This window comes from Planktosalinus sp. (genome assembly GCF_059864935.1).
The window spans coordinates 1-15867 of record NZ_JCBCCK010000442.1 but is presented as its reverse complement, the minus strand read 5'-3'; the positions used below and the strand labels follow the sequence as shown (position 1 = coordinate 15867).

Annotated in this window: 16 protein-coding genes and 2 pseudogenes; 2 read left to right on the top strand and 16 right to left on the bottom strand. The window is 39.2% G+C overall.

What is annotated here, in order from left to right; genetic code table 11:
- The 14 genes from AC6F75_RS13195 to lplA all read right to left on the bottom strand — a co-directional run.
- Positions 1-733 (bottom strand): copper ion binding protein (locus AC6F75_RS13195; protein ID WP_500715556.1); only part of this gene is annotated, 733 nt, incomplete at its 3' end.
- 445 nt (positions 734-1178) lie between these two features.
- Positions 1179-1499: a four-helix bundle copper-binding protein gene (locus tag AC6F75_RS13190; protein ID WP_500715555.1), complete on the bottom strand. Its 321-nt coding sequence runs from the start codon at positions 1497-1499 to the stop codon at positions 1179-1181.
- 95 nt (positions 1500-1594) lie between these two features.
- On the bottom strand, positions 1595-2113 hold the full coding sequence (locus AC6F75_RS13185) for a helix-turn-helix domain-containing protein (RefSeq protein WP_500715554.1): 519 nt from the start codon (positions 2111-2113) through the stop codon (positions 1595-1597).
- Between the two features lie 106 nt (positions 2114-2219).
- Positions 2220-2666 (bottom strand): cation transporter, encoded by a 447-nt coding sequence (locus tag AC6F75_RS13180; RefSeq protein WP_500715553.1) that lies wholly within the window; start codon positions 2664-2666, stop codon positions 2220-2222.
- Positions 2667-2715: 49 nt separating this feature from the next.
- Positions 2716-3288 (bottom strand): DUF2911 domain-containing protein, encoded by a 573-nt coding sequence (locus AC6F75_RS13175; protein WP_500715552.1) that lies wholly within the window; start codon positions 3286-3288, stop codon positions 2716-2718.
- 82 nt (positions 3289-3370) lie between these two features.
- Positions 3371-5134 (bottom strand): efflux RND transporter periplasmic adaptor subunit, encoded by a 1764-nt coding sequence (locus tag AC6F75_RS13170; protein ID WP_500715551.1) that lies wholly within the window; start codon positions 5132-5134, stop codon positions 3371-3373.
- On the bottom strand, positions 5131-5484 hold the full coding sequence (locus AC6F75_RS13165; protein ID WP_500715550.1) for a four helix bundle protein: 354 nt from the start codon (positions 5482-5484) through the stop codon (positions 5131-5133). The genes AC6F75_RS13170 and AC6F75_RS13165 overlap by 4 nt, the downstream gene beginning before the upstream one ends.
- Positions 5485-5553: 69 nt before the next feature.
- A complete protein-coding gene (locus tag AC6F75_RS13160) occupies positions 5554-6963 on the bottom strand; it encodes a TolC family protein (RefSeq protein ID WP_500715549.1) in 1410 nt (469 codons plus the stop codon).
- Positions 6960-10754, bottom strand: coding sequence for an efflux RND transporter permease subunit (locus tag AC6F75_RS13155; RefSeq protein ID WP_500715548.1), 3795 nt, complete (start codon positions 10752-10754; stop codon positions 6960-6962). Before AC6F75_RS13155 ends, AC6F75_RS13160 begins: the two co-directional genes overlap by 4 nt.
- Positions 10755-10847: 93 nt before the next feature.
- The gene (locus AC6F75_RS13150) at positions 10848-11264 is read right to left on the bottom strand and encodes an HYC_CC_PP family protein (RefSeq protein ID WP_500715547.1); all 417 of its coding nucleotides are present in this window, start codon (positions 11262-11264) and stop codon (positions 10848-10850) included.
- Between the two features lie 55 nt (positions 11265-11319).
- On the bottom strand, positions 11320-11754 hold the full coding sequence (locus AC6F75_RS13145; RefSeq protein ID WP_500715546.1) for an exosortase F system-associated membrane protein: 435 nt from the start codon (positions 11752-11754) through the stop codon (positions 11320-11322).
- The gene (gene xrtF, locus AC6F75_RS13140; RefSeq protein ID WP_500715545.1) at positions 11738-12298 is read right to left on the bottom strand and encodes an exosortase family protein XrtF; all 561 of its coding nucleotides are present in this window, start codon (positions 12296-12298) and stop codon (positions 11738-11740) included. Before xrtF ends, AC6F75_RS13145 begins: the two co-directional genes overlap by 17 nt.
- 186 nt (positions 12299-12484) lie before the next feature.
- A complete protein-coding gene (locus AC6F75_RS13135; RefSeq protein WP_500715544.1) occupies positions 12485-12679 on the bottom strand; it encodes a lipoate protein ligase C-terminal domain-containing protein in 195 nt (64 codons plus the stop codon).
- 209 nt (positions 12680-12888) lie between these two features.
- Positions 12889-13869, bottom strand: a complete 981-nt coding sequence (gene lplA, locus AC6F75_RS13130) for a lipoate--protein ligase (protein ID WP_500715543.1) — start codon at positions 13867-13869, stop codon at positions 12889-12891.
- Between the two features lie 185 nt (positions 13870-14054).
- On the opposite strand from lplA, the pseudogene AC6F75_RS13125 reads away from it, so the two are divergent.
- Positions 14055-14225, top strand: a pseudogene (locus AC6F75_RS13125) (IS982 family transposase); the annotation flags it as partial.
- 21 nt (positions 14226-14246) lie between these two features.
- A pseudogene (locus AC6F75_RS13120) lies at positions 14247-14387 on the top strand (IS982 family transposase); the annotation flags it as partial.
- A gap of 82 nt (positions 14388-14469) precedes the next feature.
- Here AC6F75_RS13120 and AC6F75_RS13115 read toward each other — a convergent pair.
- Both AC6F75_RS13115 and AC6F75_RS13110 read right to left on the bottom strand, forming a co-directional pair.
- Positions 14470-15180, bottom strand: coding sequence for a hypothetical protein (locus tag AC6F75_RS13115; RefSeq protein WP_500715542.1), 711 nt, complete (start codon positions 15178-15180; stop codon positions 14470-14472).
- Between the two features lie 331 nt (positions 15181-15511).
- Positions 15512-15712, bottom strand: coding sequence for a hypothetical protein (locus AC6F75_RS13110; RefSeq protein ID WP_500715541.1), 201 nt, complete (start codon positions 15710-15712; stop codon positions 15512-15514).
- Positions 15713-15867 lie beyond the last annotated feature (155 nt).

Sequence of the window (15867 nt, the reverse complement as noted above, 5' to 3'; positions counted from 1 at the left end):
CGGGTTCGTCTTTGACCACTTCGGGATGCATGGGGCAGGTGTATCCTCCCCCCTGACCCCCTCCCAAGGAGGGGGAGGAAAGTTCTTCTACTAAATCCATACCGCATACGGGGCAGTCGCCGGGTTCGTTATAGGTTTTGTCCCCTTCGCAATGCATGGGACAATAAAAAGTGTGTCCTCCCCCCAACCCCCCTCCCAAGGAGGGTGGCTTTTTTGTATCTTGTTTTCGGCTTCCCTTCTTCGCCGAGGTTGATTGGGACTTATTTTCTATATCCGCTCCGGGTTTGTGTATTTGGTAATTCCCGCCTCCATTTTTGAGGGCTTTTTGAAAGGTTTCAATGGGGATGTGTGATTCCATTTCAATAGTAGCTTCTGCTTTTTCCAAATCAACCGTTGCATTGCTAACGCCATCTACTTCAGAAAGTGTTTTTTCAACGTGTGTACGGCAGCCATTGCAGGTCATGCCGGTGATGGGATAGGTATGTTTCATCACGTTGTGCCCTTTTGTTGATGTTTTGTTGTCCGGCAGATGGATGGTGTAGTTCCCTCCGGCCTCTTTCAATGCTTTTTGAAAGGTATCAAGTTCTATATGGGACTTCATATCTATCACTGCTTCTGAAGTTTCCAGGTTTACAGCAGCATGGGTTACCCCGTCTACTTCAGACAGTGTTTTTTCTACATGGGCACGGCAACCGTTGCAGGTCATTCCGTTAATTTTATAGGTGTGTTTCATTACAGGCTACTTTTAGTTTAACAAAAGTACAGCCTATTTAACAGAAGGGCTTATGATATTCTGGTAAAGATTTATGATTTTTTTGTTAATTGGGGTGGGATGGCATGCACCTGCTGAGCACCCCACCCTTTTTTGTCATCCCGACAACGGAGGGATCCCATCCGAGTAAGCACGCACTGTTGAGCTACGGGACTTGAGCAACGGTACGTGAGCAACAGGATGGGATTCCTCGCTGCGCTTCGGAATGACAAAAAAGGGAGGGGCGGAGGTACGTTCTTGAGTACACGGCAAAATTCAATTTCGCAAGATTTTCCTCGATTTTTTTCCTCTGTACCCGCCTTCGGCGCGTGTAATCGAGGAAAATCAGACATCCTTTAGGTTGGGGCAAAGTGGGTTTTCATGGATAAAAAATTACATAGAACCCAAGTTAAAAAGTTGATAGAAACTAAGCCAAGTATTCTTCACAGGCTTGCGCACAATTCCTGCAGGCTTTTGCACATTCCTTGCAGTGTGAGTGATCGTGTTTTTCGCACTCATCTGCACAGGCATTGCATATTTTAATACAGTATTCCACAAGGCCGTCCACATCTTTATATCCTGTGGCGAGAATCTGGATAAGTGCTGCACAGACTTCTGCACATACACGGTCTGTCCTGATGCAGTCCACCATCATTTTTACATGGTCTTCCTCCAGGCAGGCATCTGAACAATAGTTACAATGATTGATGCAATTTCCCAACGCATGAATTAAATTCTCATTTCTCATAATAATTGATTTTAAAGGGTTTATCCAAAATTACCAATTATCAAGGAAGAGGACTTATAAAAAAATGGTAAGAAATTATAAAGTTTTGGTATTTTTTATGCAGTATCGATGGGTTTCCGGTCTTTGAGATGGAGCTGGCGGTACTGTGACGGTGTTATGCCCGTGTTTTTTTTGAATATAGTTGAAAGATAGGCTGCGTTCCCAAACCCCAGATGATCTGCAATCTGGCCAATACTCAGTTCATCATATTCCAGTAATTCTTTAATGCGCTCTATCTTTATGTTCTGCTGAAAAGCATTGATACTCTTTCCTTCTAAAGCTGTGAAGAGATTGCTCAGGTGACTGTAGTCAGCATGCAATTGTTCACTGAGGATAACAGAGAGGTTTTGATTATTAAACGCTTCTCCTTCATAAATATCAGAAATAATGATGGATTTTATACGGTTCACCAACCGTTCATTTTTATCTTCCAATAGTTCGAACCCTACTTTTAGGAGTTCCGTTTGCAGCAGGGAGTGCTGTTTTTCTGATAAAGGTTTTCCCAATACTACCTCTCCTAGGGAAATTTGAACATAGGGGATTTCCAGACGTTCCAAAATATGTTGAAGCGTCATTTTACAGCGTCGGCAGACGACATTTTTTATTTGAAGGGTGTTTTGCATAAAAGTAGACCTGTCAGGTTTTAAAAACCTGACAGGTCTTGAGGAGGTTATTAATAATTTATTCCATATGGTGATGGTTGCCCCCTTCGCCATCAGCTGGCTCTGTACGGCTCATTTCCATATTGTTGTCATACTGGCAACACTGTGGTAGTTTATTGTAAGCATCCTCGTTTCCGGCAATTTGATCAGTATCATATCCGGATGCTGCAATGGCTTTGTGAATATCCATTACATCAGTTTTTGTTTCGTCAAATTTTACATCGATCTTTTTTAGATCAATATCCCAATTGGCCGAAACAACACCTTCAACGCCATTGGCTACTTCTTCTATTGTTCTTTTACACATTCCGCAATTTCCGCGAACACCAAAGGTGGTTTCTGCCATGGCTATTTCTTTGACTTCTTCAGTCATTTCTGCTGTTTCCTGTTTTTCTTCTGTTTGGTTTTTACAGGAAGTCATTCCAATTACTGCTAATACAGCAATACTTAACATTACTTTTTTCATGGTTTTGATATTAAAGAGTTATTATATTAATTGATTTGAATTTAAAGTGCTAATTTACAACAAAAGGGAAACTTATTTTAACTCGTTCCCACTCCAATGAAAATATTCCTTTTGAATTGTCTGTTTTATGGATTTTATATTCCAATTCCTCCTTAATTTCATCTGAAAACTCAGGAGTTAATTGAAATCTAACTACATCTTCACTTTTGTCGTAATCATCTTTGCCGTGTTGGTCCCAGTTTTTATTAAAGATTACTGTCCATTCTTCTTTACTCGGAATAAGAAAAAACCCATATTTTCCTTTGGGCAAAACTTGACTTGAAATGGTCAAATCTTTTGAAGTTTCCACCCAGGTAGCCATATGTGCTCCTGCTTGCCACACTTCATCATAAGCCAATAGTCCTCCAAAAATAATCCTGTTCCTCACCCTTGGAGAGGAGTAATCAATATGTATATGCGCTCCCCCTATGGTTTCCATAGTTGAGGTATGCGGGCTTTTGGAAGTGTTAACTTCTGTTTTTAATTCACTGTGATCGTGTTGATTAATAGTCTCATCTTTTTCTTTTTTTGACTGACAAGAAATGATGAAAACTGTGAGCACTAAAAATATTATCTTTTTCATGTTTTTTATTTGATTATTTTTAAACTTTTAAACACCGTAACTACATACTTTTGCACTTTTTATTTGCCTTTCCTTTAAGAGTTTAATGTTGGTGTCCCTGAGGCTGAGTAGTTCTTGCCTCCTGACTCCCTCCGGCTCTTATCGTTTTTTTAACTTCACCACACCTCAACATCATATCACCAAAATAGGGATTGTTGATTTCTTCAATCGGACTTAGCCAATAGGCACCTTCATCGTCCATTGCCATTGGGCAGTAGGACACATAAACGACCTCTGTTTTTACACCGAAAGTTTCAACTGTTTCAATAAGTTGGTCAGATAATGGTGAAAATATTTTTCGCTGTTCTTCGATGTCTTTTGATTTTTCTATTTGGCCTATGTGCTTTTTCAAGACGGCGTGATGTTCCATCCAAACTGTATGTGCTTCTTCATCAAGCAAGTTCATCTCAATTTTGTTTAAAGCGGATTCAAGTTGTTTCGCATTGGTTTGAGTAAGTTGAGGATCACTTTTTACCAAACTGTTTGTGAGCATAAAATAGTGATTCACAAATTCTGTTAATTGCCGGGTAAACTTGTCGGGCACGGGTATTGTTTTGTCAATTGGCCGATTCATCATACTGAAATTACCACTAAGTTGTGCTGCTGCATCAATGGCAAACACCCCATTTGTAACAACTTCTTCACCTTCGCTTAATCCACTTGTTACAATGTAGTATTCGCCCAAAGAAGCTCCGAGTGTTATTTCCCTCAATTCAAAAGCCGGGAATTCAGCATTGGGGACTTTCACATAAACCACCGAGCGTTTTCCTGTCCAGAGAAGTGATGTGTTTGGAATTACCAAAGATTTTTCTCTGACAGACAAACTCGCTTTTACCCTTCCTTTCACAAACATCTCAGGTTTGAGCAGTTGCTGTGGGTTATTTATTACTGCTCTTACAGCAGCAGTCCTTGTTTGCGGATTAATTAATGGATCAATAAAAGAAATAGTAGATGTAAATTCCCTTCCGGGAAGAGAGGCCACAGTAAATGTAATATTCTGTCCTATTCTCATAAATGCCAGGTCGCTCTCATAAGCATCCAGGAGTATCCATACGTTACTCAAATCTGCTATTTCAAATAGTACTGTACCTCGATTCACAAAATCGCCATTTGCTATGTCACGTCTTATCACAATACCGGATTGGTCTGCAAAGACATCAAATTCGGTCAAGACAACACCGCTGTTCTCGATTTCATTGATTTGCGGTTCAGTGATTTTCCACAAACGTAATTTTTCCTTTGAGGCATTGTAAAGTGCAGGGTTTACCTCTTTGAATTTTGAAGCTTCAATCAGCTCACTCTGTGCAGTTACCAATTCAGGTGAATAAATGGATGCTAATTTTTGTCCTTTATTTACCTGTTGCCCGGTAAAATCTATAAATAGTTTTTCTATTCTGCCTGAATAGTTTGCCGTAATCATGGCTAGTTTTTGTTCGTTTACGGCCACTTTTCCTGTTAGGTGGATTTCATGTTCAGGTGATACGGTTTTGACTTTTTGGGTTTGCACATTGGCCAATGCTATTGCTTCGGGTGACATTGTGTGTACAAACGGGCTACTTTCGCCTGTGCCGGATTTTTGGGATAATGGGATTAAGTCCATACCACAAATAGGGCATTTTCCCGGCTCGTTTTGCCTGATTTGAGGGTGCATTGAACAAGTATAAGTTATTTCTTCACCTTGTTCAGTTGATGTGTCGGCACCCTGATTTGCAGATGTGCTGATGAGAGAATTAATTAATAAAATCAATATTGCTCCCAATACTAAACCGATAACACCATATCGAATTTCTTTTTTTAAAGGTTTCATCTTAATGTCTTTTTTGAGGTTGAAATTATTTTATTCAATAACTTCTGAATAGAGAATAATTGACTTTTCATCAGAACAGGTGGGTTTGGGTATGATTTTGCCTTTTCGCAAAGTTCTATCCAGTACTCCGTTTCAGTTGCTTCTTTTGCCGATATTTTTAATTTATGAATAAAATCAGCTTTACTTTCCGGACTTTGTGCTTCTCGAATATTTGCTCCAATTGACGTCCCTGATTTTAAAAGTTGTTTGGCAATTACATATTTCTTTTTTTCTTCAAGTTTTTCGCAAAATTCAATTATCTGCAATGCAAATTCAAAACTTAATTCTACAATTTCATTTCTCTTTTCCATAATATTATATTTATAATTTAACAATAGTTTATTATTATGATTCCATCAGCATATCAGCACATCACCACATCATCTCCCCATCAATCGTTCCATCATAGCTACAGCTATATTACCATCAATGAGCGCGTCCAGGTATTTTAATTGGTAATCCAAAAGTTGTTGTTGCATTCTCAACACTTCTTCAAAGTTGCTTCCTTCAGTGGTATATTGGGCAATAAGAATATTTAAAGCCTGATTGGCCAAAGAAGTTTGTTCTTTATACAATTTTACTCTTCTATCTGCATCTTTGAAGTCTTTCAATGCATCTTCATAATTCACCATTAATTGGTTGCTTACGTCCTGCTTTTGTTCAACCACAGCCTGACGCATATAATCAGATTCCCGGACAGATGCTGTGTATTTTTTTCGCCAAAGCGGAATAGTGACCGTTGCCATTGGCATGATCATATTCTTGCCATTCATCATGCTTTCGTTGTTGGCCCTGGGTTGAAAAACATCATATTGCAATCCCAAACCAATCATGGGCAATCCCATTTTCCGGTTCATTTTCCCTTGTGCAATAAAAGCTGCTTCTTCCTCTTCCAACATTTTCAACATGGGGTTGTTGTTTTTGATGTTCTCAGGAATTTCATTTATCGAAATCGGCATTTGAGCAGCTATAATCGTATCTGATAAGATTACTATCTCATACATCTCCCTGTTGAGCAGTTGATTGAAACGGGCAGTTAGCGGAATTTTACTATCCTCCAACAACGCTAAACTGTTTTGCAGCTCGTTGATTTCCATTTGCACGCGCAACACGTCAATCATACTGCCACTGCTGCTTCCCATATTATCCGCTCCGCTCATTTGAGATCTGTTTCCGGAAGGTGTACTGCCGGACGAAGTTTGTCCTTGTGCTCCCATTCCCCCCATACCGTCACCGGATGCATTTGTGTTTGGATTGCCGGAACTTCGCATAGCTCCTGAATTGCCCGAACCTCCACTGCTTTGTCCTCCGCTTCTATACCGGGAAATGGCAATCTGTTCCATTGTTTTCAGCAGTTCAATGTTTTCTTTGGCGATGGAAATTTCTTTTTCCAACAACTGCAAGGCATACCAGTTTGCCCGCACTTCATAATAAAGCATCGATTTGGCTTCATTAAATTCTTCAAACCTTGCCTTGGCCATTAATGTCATTTCATCCTGGGCGGCACTTAGTGTTCCGAACCAGGGAAACATTTGCATTAATGAAAACTGAGCTACCTGATTGCCAACATACCGCTCCATGGGCTCTATAAAAATCCCAAACGAAAGTTCTGGGTCAGGAAGTGAACCCACCTGCGGCACTCTTTCCAATGCTGCTTGATACTGTAAATATTTAGCCTTTATGTTTGGGTTATTTTCTGCCGCTGTAATCAGGTAATCATCAATCGTTTGTCCAATTGCGTTTCCTGTTATCAGGAACAGAATAATCAGATTTAATATCTTCTTTTTCATCTTGTCTCTCTTTTAATTAAATATTCTTCCCTTGCGGCATACAATACCGGAACTACAAACAAGGTAATTAAAGCAACCGTCATACCCCCAAAGGCAGGTATGGCCATGGGTATCATAATGTCAGCTCCTCGTCCTGTGGAAGTGAGTATGGGCAACAAAGCCAACAAAGTAGTGGCTGTGGTCATTAAACAAGGCCTTACCCTTTTCATTCCGGCTTCCATGACTGCTTTCCTTATTTCACTGATGTTTTCGGGCTTGTGTTTTTTGAAACTTTGCATCAGGTAGGTGGAAATAACCACTCCATCATCAGTTGCAATTCCGAATAAAGCAATAAAACCTACCCAAACCGCTACACTTAGGTTGTAGGATTTCATCTGAAAAAGCTCCCGCATATTGGTTCCAAACATAGAGAAATCCATAAACCAACTTTCGCTATACAGCCATAGCATTAAAAAACCACCTGCAAATGCCAATGCAATCGCGGAAAATATCATTAACGAGGTTGAAGTTGATCGAAATTGAAAATACAGAATGAGGAAAATTAACGCCAATACTAAAGGAACAACTATTGCCAATCGTTTTTCAGCCCTGACTTGATTTTCATAACTTCCCGAAAAATGAAAACTAACTCCGGCAGGTACTATTAACTCACCCGAAGCAATTTTATCTTTCAGGTATTTGTCGGCATCTTCCACAACTCTCACTTCCGAAAAGCCCTCTCTTTTGTCCAGAAGGACATAACCCACCAAAAAGGAATTTTCTGCCCTTATCATCATAGGTCCCGGGCGATAATCAATTTCTGCCAGTTCGCCCAACGGTATTTGCTGACCTGTGGGTGTGGGTATTAATATGCGCTTCATTACTTCGGGATTGTCACGCCATTCCCGGGCATATCTTGCACGTATGTTGTAGCGTTCACGTCCTTCAACGGTAGTGGTTAATGGCATTCCGCCCAAAGCCACTTCCAGATACATTTGCACATCGGCTACATTCAATCCATAGCGGGCAATGGCTACACGGTCTATATCAATTTCCAGATAGGGTTTGCCTAAACTTCGGTCAGCATAAACGGCTTCAGTTTTTACCGTAGGAACCTCTTTGAGCAGCTGTTCAACATTCAAGCTGAAGTCTTCAATGCTTTTAAGGTCAGGCCCGAAGACTTTTAATCCCATTGGCGCACGCATACCGGTTTGAAGCATGACCAAACGGGTTTCAATGGGCTGTAATTTGGGTGCGGAAGTCACTCCCGGAATATCGTTTGTGGCATTGACAATTTCATTCCAGATGTCATCCGGTGTCTTAATGTGGTCGCGCCATTGGCGGAAGTATTGACCGTTTCTGTCAGGTATGAGTTCGCCATTCTTGTCTTTAACAAACCCACCTTCATCATCCACTTTAAAGCGTAACGGATAGCCATTTTCATCATTGATGAATTCTGTTTTGTAAAGGATGATATTTTCAAACATGGAAACAGGTGCGGGATCTAAAGCGCTTTCCACACGACCAGCTTTCCCTACCACCATTTCCACTTCGGGAATTGCCTGTACCCGCATATCCAATTGCTGCAAATACTTAATATTGGCTTCCACTCCGGAATGGGGCATTGAGGTAGGCATCAGCAAAAACGAACCTTCATCCAGGGAAGGCATAAATTCTTTTTCCATTCCCGGAAAGGTGTGTGATAAGGAGCTCCAGACAGCATTGGTTCGGATATTCCAACCGATATTGTCTGCAGCTTTTGGTATAAACCCAAAAACGCGGTCAAAGCCCAACCATATATTTACACCAAGCAGGATAATAATAACCGGTAATAGCAGAAAAACTTTTTTATGCCCCAGACACCAGTTCAACAGCGTTGGATAGAAATGAATAAAGACTTTAAATGCACTTAAAACCACTCCGATTATCAAGACAATAAAAATAAAATTAAGCAGCAGGCTGTTTGTCACACCCAAAGGCATCCATTGCTGGGCCAGCAACCAGGAAACTGCTATAGCAACAATGATTATAGTAATTGTACTATGGTGTTTACTGATAAATGTATTGGCTTTTTCTGAAGACAACTTTTGCTCTTGGGCAAGATTTCCGATGATGTTGTTTACCCCAAGGAGAATAAGCACCACACCGGCCCAAACTGACCACCAAAGCACTACAAAGCCTAAAATGATTAAAAACAAGTTCAAGACCACACGGTAAAATTTGCGTGTTGTTTTAAGTGAAAACAGCCAATGTGCAAAAGCAGGCAACATAAACAAGGTGATGATCAATGCTGCCACAAGGGCAAACGTTTTGGTATAGGCCAATGGACCAAAGAGTTTTCCTTCGGCTGCCTGTAAGGTAAACACGGGTAGAAAACTCACAATGGTTGTAGCAACAGCCGTGAGGATTGCTGATGCCACTTCAGTGGAAGCGTTGTAAACTGTCGTAATCAGTGGTTGACCGGGGGGTGCTTCATCAGTATGCCGGAGAATATTTTCACTGAGAATAATGCCCAGATCCACCATCGTCCCAATGGCAATGGCAATACCGGAAAGCGCCACAATATTGGCGTCCACATTCAGGTATTTCATCATAATGAAACACATCAACACGGCAAGTGGCAGCAATGCTGAAATCATTAGGGAAGCCCTTAAATGGAACACCATAATAATGATGACAATGATGGTAATCAATATTTGCAGGCTGATGGCTTCGTTGAGTGTGCCGAGGGTTTCATAAATCAATTCGGTACGGTCGTAAAAGGGTACTATGGTTACTTTTGAAACAGTTCCGTCTTCAAGTGTTACGGAAGGCAATCCCGGACTTATTTCAAGGATTTTATCTTTAACGTTTTGAATGGTTTCCAGCGGATTATCGCCATAGCGTGCAATCACAACACCACCTACGGCTTCTACACCGCCCTTATCCAAAAACCCACTGTGTCCGCGTGGAGCGGGGCCAATATTTACCTTGGCAATGTCACGTATTCGAATGGGGATGTTGTTTGTAACTTTCACCACAGCTTGTTCAATATCCTGAAGGTTTTTTACATAGCCCAATCCCCGCACATAGTATTCCACCAGGTTCATTTCAACGGTGTTTGCCCCAACGTCAAGGTTGCTGTTTCTGATGGCATCTGTGACCATCATCATACTTACATCATGAGCTTTCATCGCTATTGGGTCAAGGTCAACCTGATATTCCTTTACAAAACCGCCAATGGATGCGACTTCCGATACTCCTTCGGCAGCTGTAAGCGCATATCGCACATAATAGTCCTGAATCGTCCTGAGTTCGTGTGGGTCCCAACCCCCCGCGGGTTTACCGTTTTCATCCCGTCCTTCAAGCGTGTACCAAAACACCTGCCCCAATGCTGTGGCATCAGGGCCCAAGGTGGGTGAAACTCCTTCGGGGAGCATATCGGCAGAAAGGGAATTGAGTTTTTCCAAAACCCTGGTCCTGCTCCAGTAATATTCAACATCTTCATCAAAAATGATGGCGATGAATGACAGCCCAAACATTGAAGTACTTCGCACAGAAGTCACTCCGGGCAAGCCAAGCAACGAAGTAGTTAGCGGATAAGTAATCTGGTCTTCCACATCCTGCGGGCTTCTGCCCATCCACTCTGTATAGACAATTTGCTGGTTTTCGCCAATATCAGGTATGGCATCCACCGGCACAGGGTCTCTTGGCAGAAAATCGATGTCCCAATTGAAAGGAGCAGTTACTATTCCCCAACCAACAAATAGCACAAGTAACAATACTGTAACAAGTTTGTTTTCGAGGAAAAATTTTATGAGTTTTGAAAGCATAAAAAAAGATTTTGAATTTTAGCAAATAACAACTGTAAGGCCTCAAAGAATCTTACAATAAGCTTCGCAAGGAAGCCAAACTAAAATTTAAAATCAGATTAAGTATGTTTCGTTAAGGACAATCCGGTCTATAGTGAGCCGGGGCGGGGAATACTGATCAAAAGGGATGTGCTTATCAGAAAGCGGTTCAAAAAGACTTAAATAAGAATAGCTGAACAAAAGTGCAAACTGCAGTGTTTGCAGTTCCTGATTTTCAAATGAAACTTTCAACTCTTCCTGACCTTCCACGGTGATGGAGATGTCTTCACAACAGCCGGGTTTTTGGATTTCGGATTTTGAAGTATCGTGTTCAGCGTGCATTTCCATCCCGCAACTTTTCACTTCAGAAAAAATGGCTTTGTCCACCATATTGCCCCCACAAAAGTGCATATCCACAGTGAAAGACATCGTGGAAAACAGCACTAAAAGTGCCATGAGAGAACCTACTATTTTATGAAAAATGGTTTTCATTGCAAGCAAAGATAGGTAATTTTTTGATTTGTTGTATTTTTTAGAAAAAGCTTAACTATTTGATTTTCTGCTTGTGATAATAAAACGCCGGTAAAAGCAATAGTAAAATGATTGGTTGAATCAAAAAGCGCCTTACGTAAAACAAGACATTATAATTGCTTTCAGGGGAGGCATTTGCAATAAGCCAAACCATCCAGGGAAATAATATCAAAAATGCCAAAGCATACACAAAAGCCGAAAATTTTACTATCCCTTTTTCCTGAAACACTACATAGAGAATTATCAGCGAAATAACAGTGTTGAGCAAAAACCGAAAAGCGGTATGGAGCATTAACTTACCCACCTCAACATCAGGTACTTTTCCGTACAAATAATCCTGTTTAAAAAATTTGAGCAAGGGGTCATAAAACAACTGCGACTCAAAAAGCCTGATGAGAATCAACAGCCCAAAAAGGCCGGCAACAATTGTCCATTTAAGCCAATTTTTCATCATTTTCGCTGTTTAGGGGAATTCGCCGGACCCAAAGCACCCAGAGCAAAAAGACCATGCCATAGATAATGGCCGGAAAAATCACGCCGTGTAAAATATGTTCATATTGTGGGTATTCATACAATGCAATGGCCAAGAGGACAATCCTAAAAAGATTGGCACAATAAATCAATACGGCACCCACAAAAATATAAAGCAAAGTGGGTTTCCAACGCTGATGGAATGCCACTATAAATGCTGCAAACAGTGCGATGACACTCAGTGCATTGCACCCTTCAACTATTCGGGCCAGATAACGGTCGTTGATGATGAGTTTCATCGACGCCTCATTGGGATGTGGAATAATTTCAGCGGTGTACCCAAACCCGGAAGTCAACACCGAAGTTTGCTTTGCCACAAGGTGTGTTATCGGGTCAGGATAGTAAGTCTCTGACTTACCGAAATGTAAATAGGCATTGTAAAGAAGGCTCAACACCAAATAAGTCCCCAAAAAGAGAACGAGAAAGCGGATGACTGATTTGTATTTCTGAAAAAGTGCTTTCAATAATTGCGTTTTGGTTTTAAGCAAAAATAGAGAAAAGAGATGGATAAAATAAAAGAACAGGTTTTTGATAAAATCTATCCATTTTGAATAAATCTATAGTTTGTAAAGAGTAATCTGCGAAAATCAGCGTGATCTGCGGGCTACCATTTTTTCCCGCAGATTTCGCAGATACGCGCAGATAAAAACTTAAAACATGATACTCAACAGCTCTTCTGTTGAAATATCTCTAAAATAAAGTTTCAAATCAAATTGGCTCAACGCTTTTTTAATCACTTCTTCCTCGTGTGGCAAATTGACCATTGCCTTTTCAATGGGCGTGATGTCCCTGATGTGAAAAAAATCACCGGTGATTTGTGCTTTTTTGATGATTCCTTTTTCCACAGTTTAAACATTAAGGAATTTAGGTGCATTAAGGCGATTGCCCTTAACTTCCCTTAACTTCTTAATGGTTCAAAAAATCAGTGTAAATCCGTATAATCCGTCCCGATAGCTATCGGGATCAGTGTGCAAAAAAAATAAACATTAAGGCATTAAGAAGCATTAAGGTTTATATCATAACTACGCTTAACTCCTTAATGTTTTATAAAAACCTAAAACATGATACTCAACAATTCTTCTGAGGTAATATCCTTAAAATAACGCTTTAAATCAAATTGGCTCAACGCTTTTTTAATCACTTCTTCCTCGTGTGGCAAATTGACCATTGCCTCTTCAATGGGTGCAATGTCCCTGATGTGAAAAAAATCACCGGTGATTTGTGCTTTTTTGATGATTCCTTTTTCCACATCCAAATGCACTTCTATCACTCCACCTTCTGAACGCATTCCCTGTTGAAAGTTATATTCGGGTGAGCGGCCAAAATTCCATTCCCAGGTGGCATATTTTTCATCCCTTATTTTTTGAATGGCAGCTAAGTCCTCTTCAGTAAACTCATACATTTTGGCATCGGGAAATGTTGAAAGTATGTGGTTCATAATACGTTCTGTAAACGCTTCCAGAGAAAGTGGTTCCTTGAGGTGGTTGCTGATATTGGTAACACGCTTGGGAACAGATTTTGTGCCTCGCCCCTTATACTTTAACGGATTCACTTTTAAAGCACCGGACACATCTTTCATTTCTGAAGAAAAAAGCAATGTACCGTGATGCATCACCTTGTTTTTAAACACATGTTCGGCATTGCCCGAAAACTTTTTCCCTTCAATGGTCAGGTCATTGCGCCCTTCAAATTTGGCATCAATTCCCAAGCCTTGAAGCACTTCCAGTATGGGTTTGGTATAGCGCCTGAAATCCACCATATCTTCCTTGTCGCTTGTGCGGGTGAAGGTAAAATTGAGGTTTCCCAGATCGTGATAGACAGCCCCACCACCCGAAAGTCGCCGCACCACTTTTATGTCTTTTTCCTTGACATAATCGAGGTTGATTTCGGCAAGTGTGTTTTGGTGTTTTCCCACGATGATGGCATTGTCATTTTGCCAAAGCATAAAGCAGTCTTCATCGATGTGTTTAAAAATATACTCGTCTGTGGCGATATTGAAATAAGGGTCTGTACTGTGGTGTTTGATGCAGAGCATTGGGGTTACAATTTTTGATAAAAATAGGTATTCCCCAAATCAGATAAAAAATTATCTCCCTGTTTATTTTTATTTCATAATTACATAAGTTTAACCCGTTGGGTGAAATAGGATAAAACAAAAAAAGATATTGGATAAGATACTGATTTACAGTATCTTTATGTCGCAAAACAAACCAATATCTTATGTCAAATATAGTAAAAAATTATTTTAAAGTTTTAGAAATTGTAAGTTCTTTTCATATTGTTTTACCCTCTGAAAATCAAGTGGGCAGAAAAAGTAAAATGACTGATATTGAAGTCGTTGCTTTAAGCTTGGCAGCTGAGTTTATGTCAATCGATAGCGAAAACTTCCTTATTTAAGCTAATCGATGGGTGATTAGAAGAAATTATGCTAAATCTTTTTAAGGATTTAAAACCAGGGTGTTAGCAAAAATTACAGCACTAACTTTAGTTCAGTTTATCAATAAGTTTATTTTTGATAGACCTTTAAACAATATTAAAACTCAAATAATTTAATTTCACCCAACGAATTGATTGTTAGCCATATACAAACGGTGGTTATTGGATTTTATGTTGGTATTTATAAGATTTATCCCTTTTAATAATTAAAATGATACTCATTAACTACATCTAGAACATAAGGAATGTCGTCTGTAAAACCTGTTGTTTCCACTCCATTTTTTCTTATAGTCCATTTGATTTTATAATGATATGAATTTTCAGGAACATTATAATATACTATTGAATTGACATTGGTCCCTTCCCATGAAGTTTCTTCATATGCACCAATTATTCCTCCACTTGGCAAATGTTGAGCGGGGAATTGAGTATTTTGCACTCCAAAATTCTCAATACCAGTTCTAAAAGCTGAGGTTAATCCAATTTTGACAAAGTCATTTGAATCAAAAGGATCAGTATTTTTAACATAAATTTTAAACCTAATATATTTATTTACTTTTAGTATAATGTGTTCGTTTGGATCAAAAAGCTTATAGTTATAAGCATGATAATTCTCGTCTGCTCTCACAAGAGCACGAATATGAGTATCAACATCGTCTATCATTGACGCGCTAAAATTACCATTTGCATCAGTTGTTACTGTTTTGGTATCAATAGTTCTATAAGTTGCAAACATACCTGTACCACCAAGATACTTTATCATTTCCAATTGAACTTTTTGATTTGGAACACCTTCACCATTGACTTCTCTTTCTACTGTTCCATTTACTGTAATGTAATTAAAACCATCGTCACTTGAACAACCAGTAATTAATAATAAAAAAGAGAAAATTAAAATTAAGTTTTTCATGATTTATCTTTTAGTTAGTATTCTTCTATTCAATAGTATTTACACCACATTCCTGATTTAAAACGTATTAATAAGGGGGAAAGTATTTAATAAGAATACAGTGAATGTGGTTTTATTGACATTTTGATTTTAAATTATCGATAAGAAAACAAGACACAAACCTTGGTGGAGACTAGTTTTAAAAGTAGTTTTAAAAATTCATCTATTCATTTTTTAAACATCAAATTCGCGAGAACAGTCAAAACAATATCTCGATTTGTTTTAAAAAAAAAAGGGAATCCTAAAAGCAGTAATGAAATCGCAAAAGTCTTTCGGGAATATTTCGGCTTGCTTATATTGGTACTACTGCAAAATGGACACTTTGAACTAACCATGAAAAATTAAAAGATAAAAGATTACCAAAATCCAGATTATGCATATTCCCAAAACTATTTTTAATTGCTATTTTTAAATATTTATTTTTATCTTCAACATTATCATCACCTGAGTTTTCTGTATATGAATCACTAAAAAAACTCAAATCTAGTGGCAACCAGAACTTCCAATTTTATTCCCTCTATCGCATTGTCGTGAAATGATTTTAAATACTTTTGCAAAAAACTTGACTATGACATTCGTCCAACTTAAACCCAAAGTTTCAGAAATTGTAAGCAACACCTCTTTCAGCAAGGAAGAAAAACTGACCAA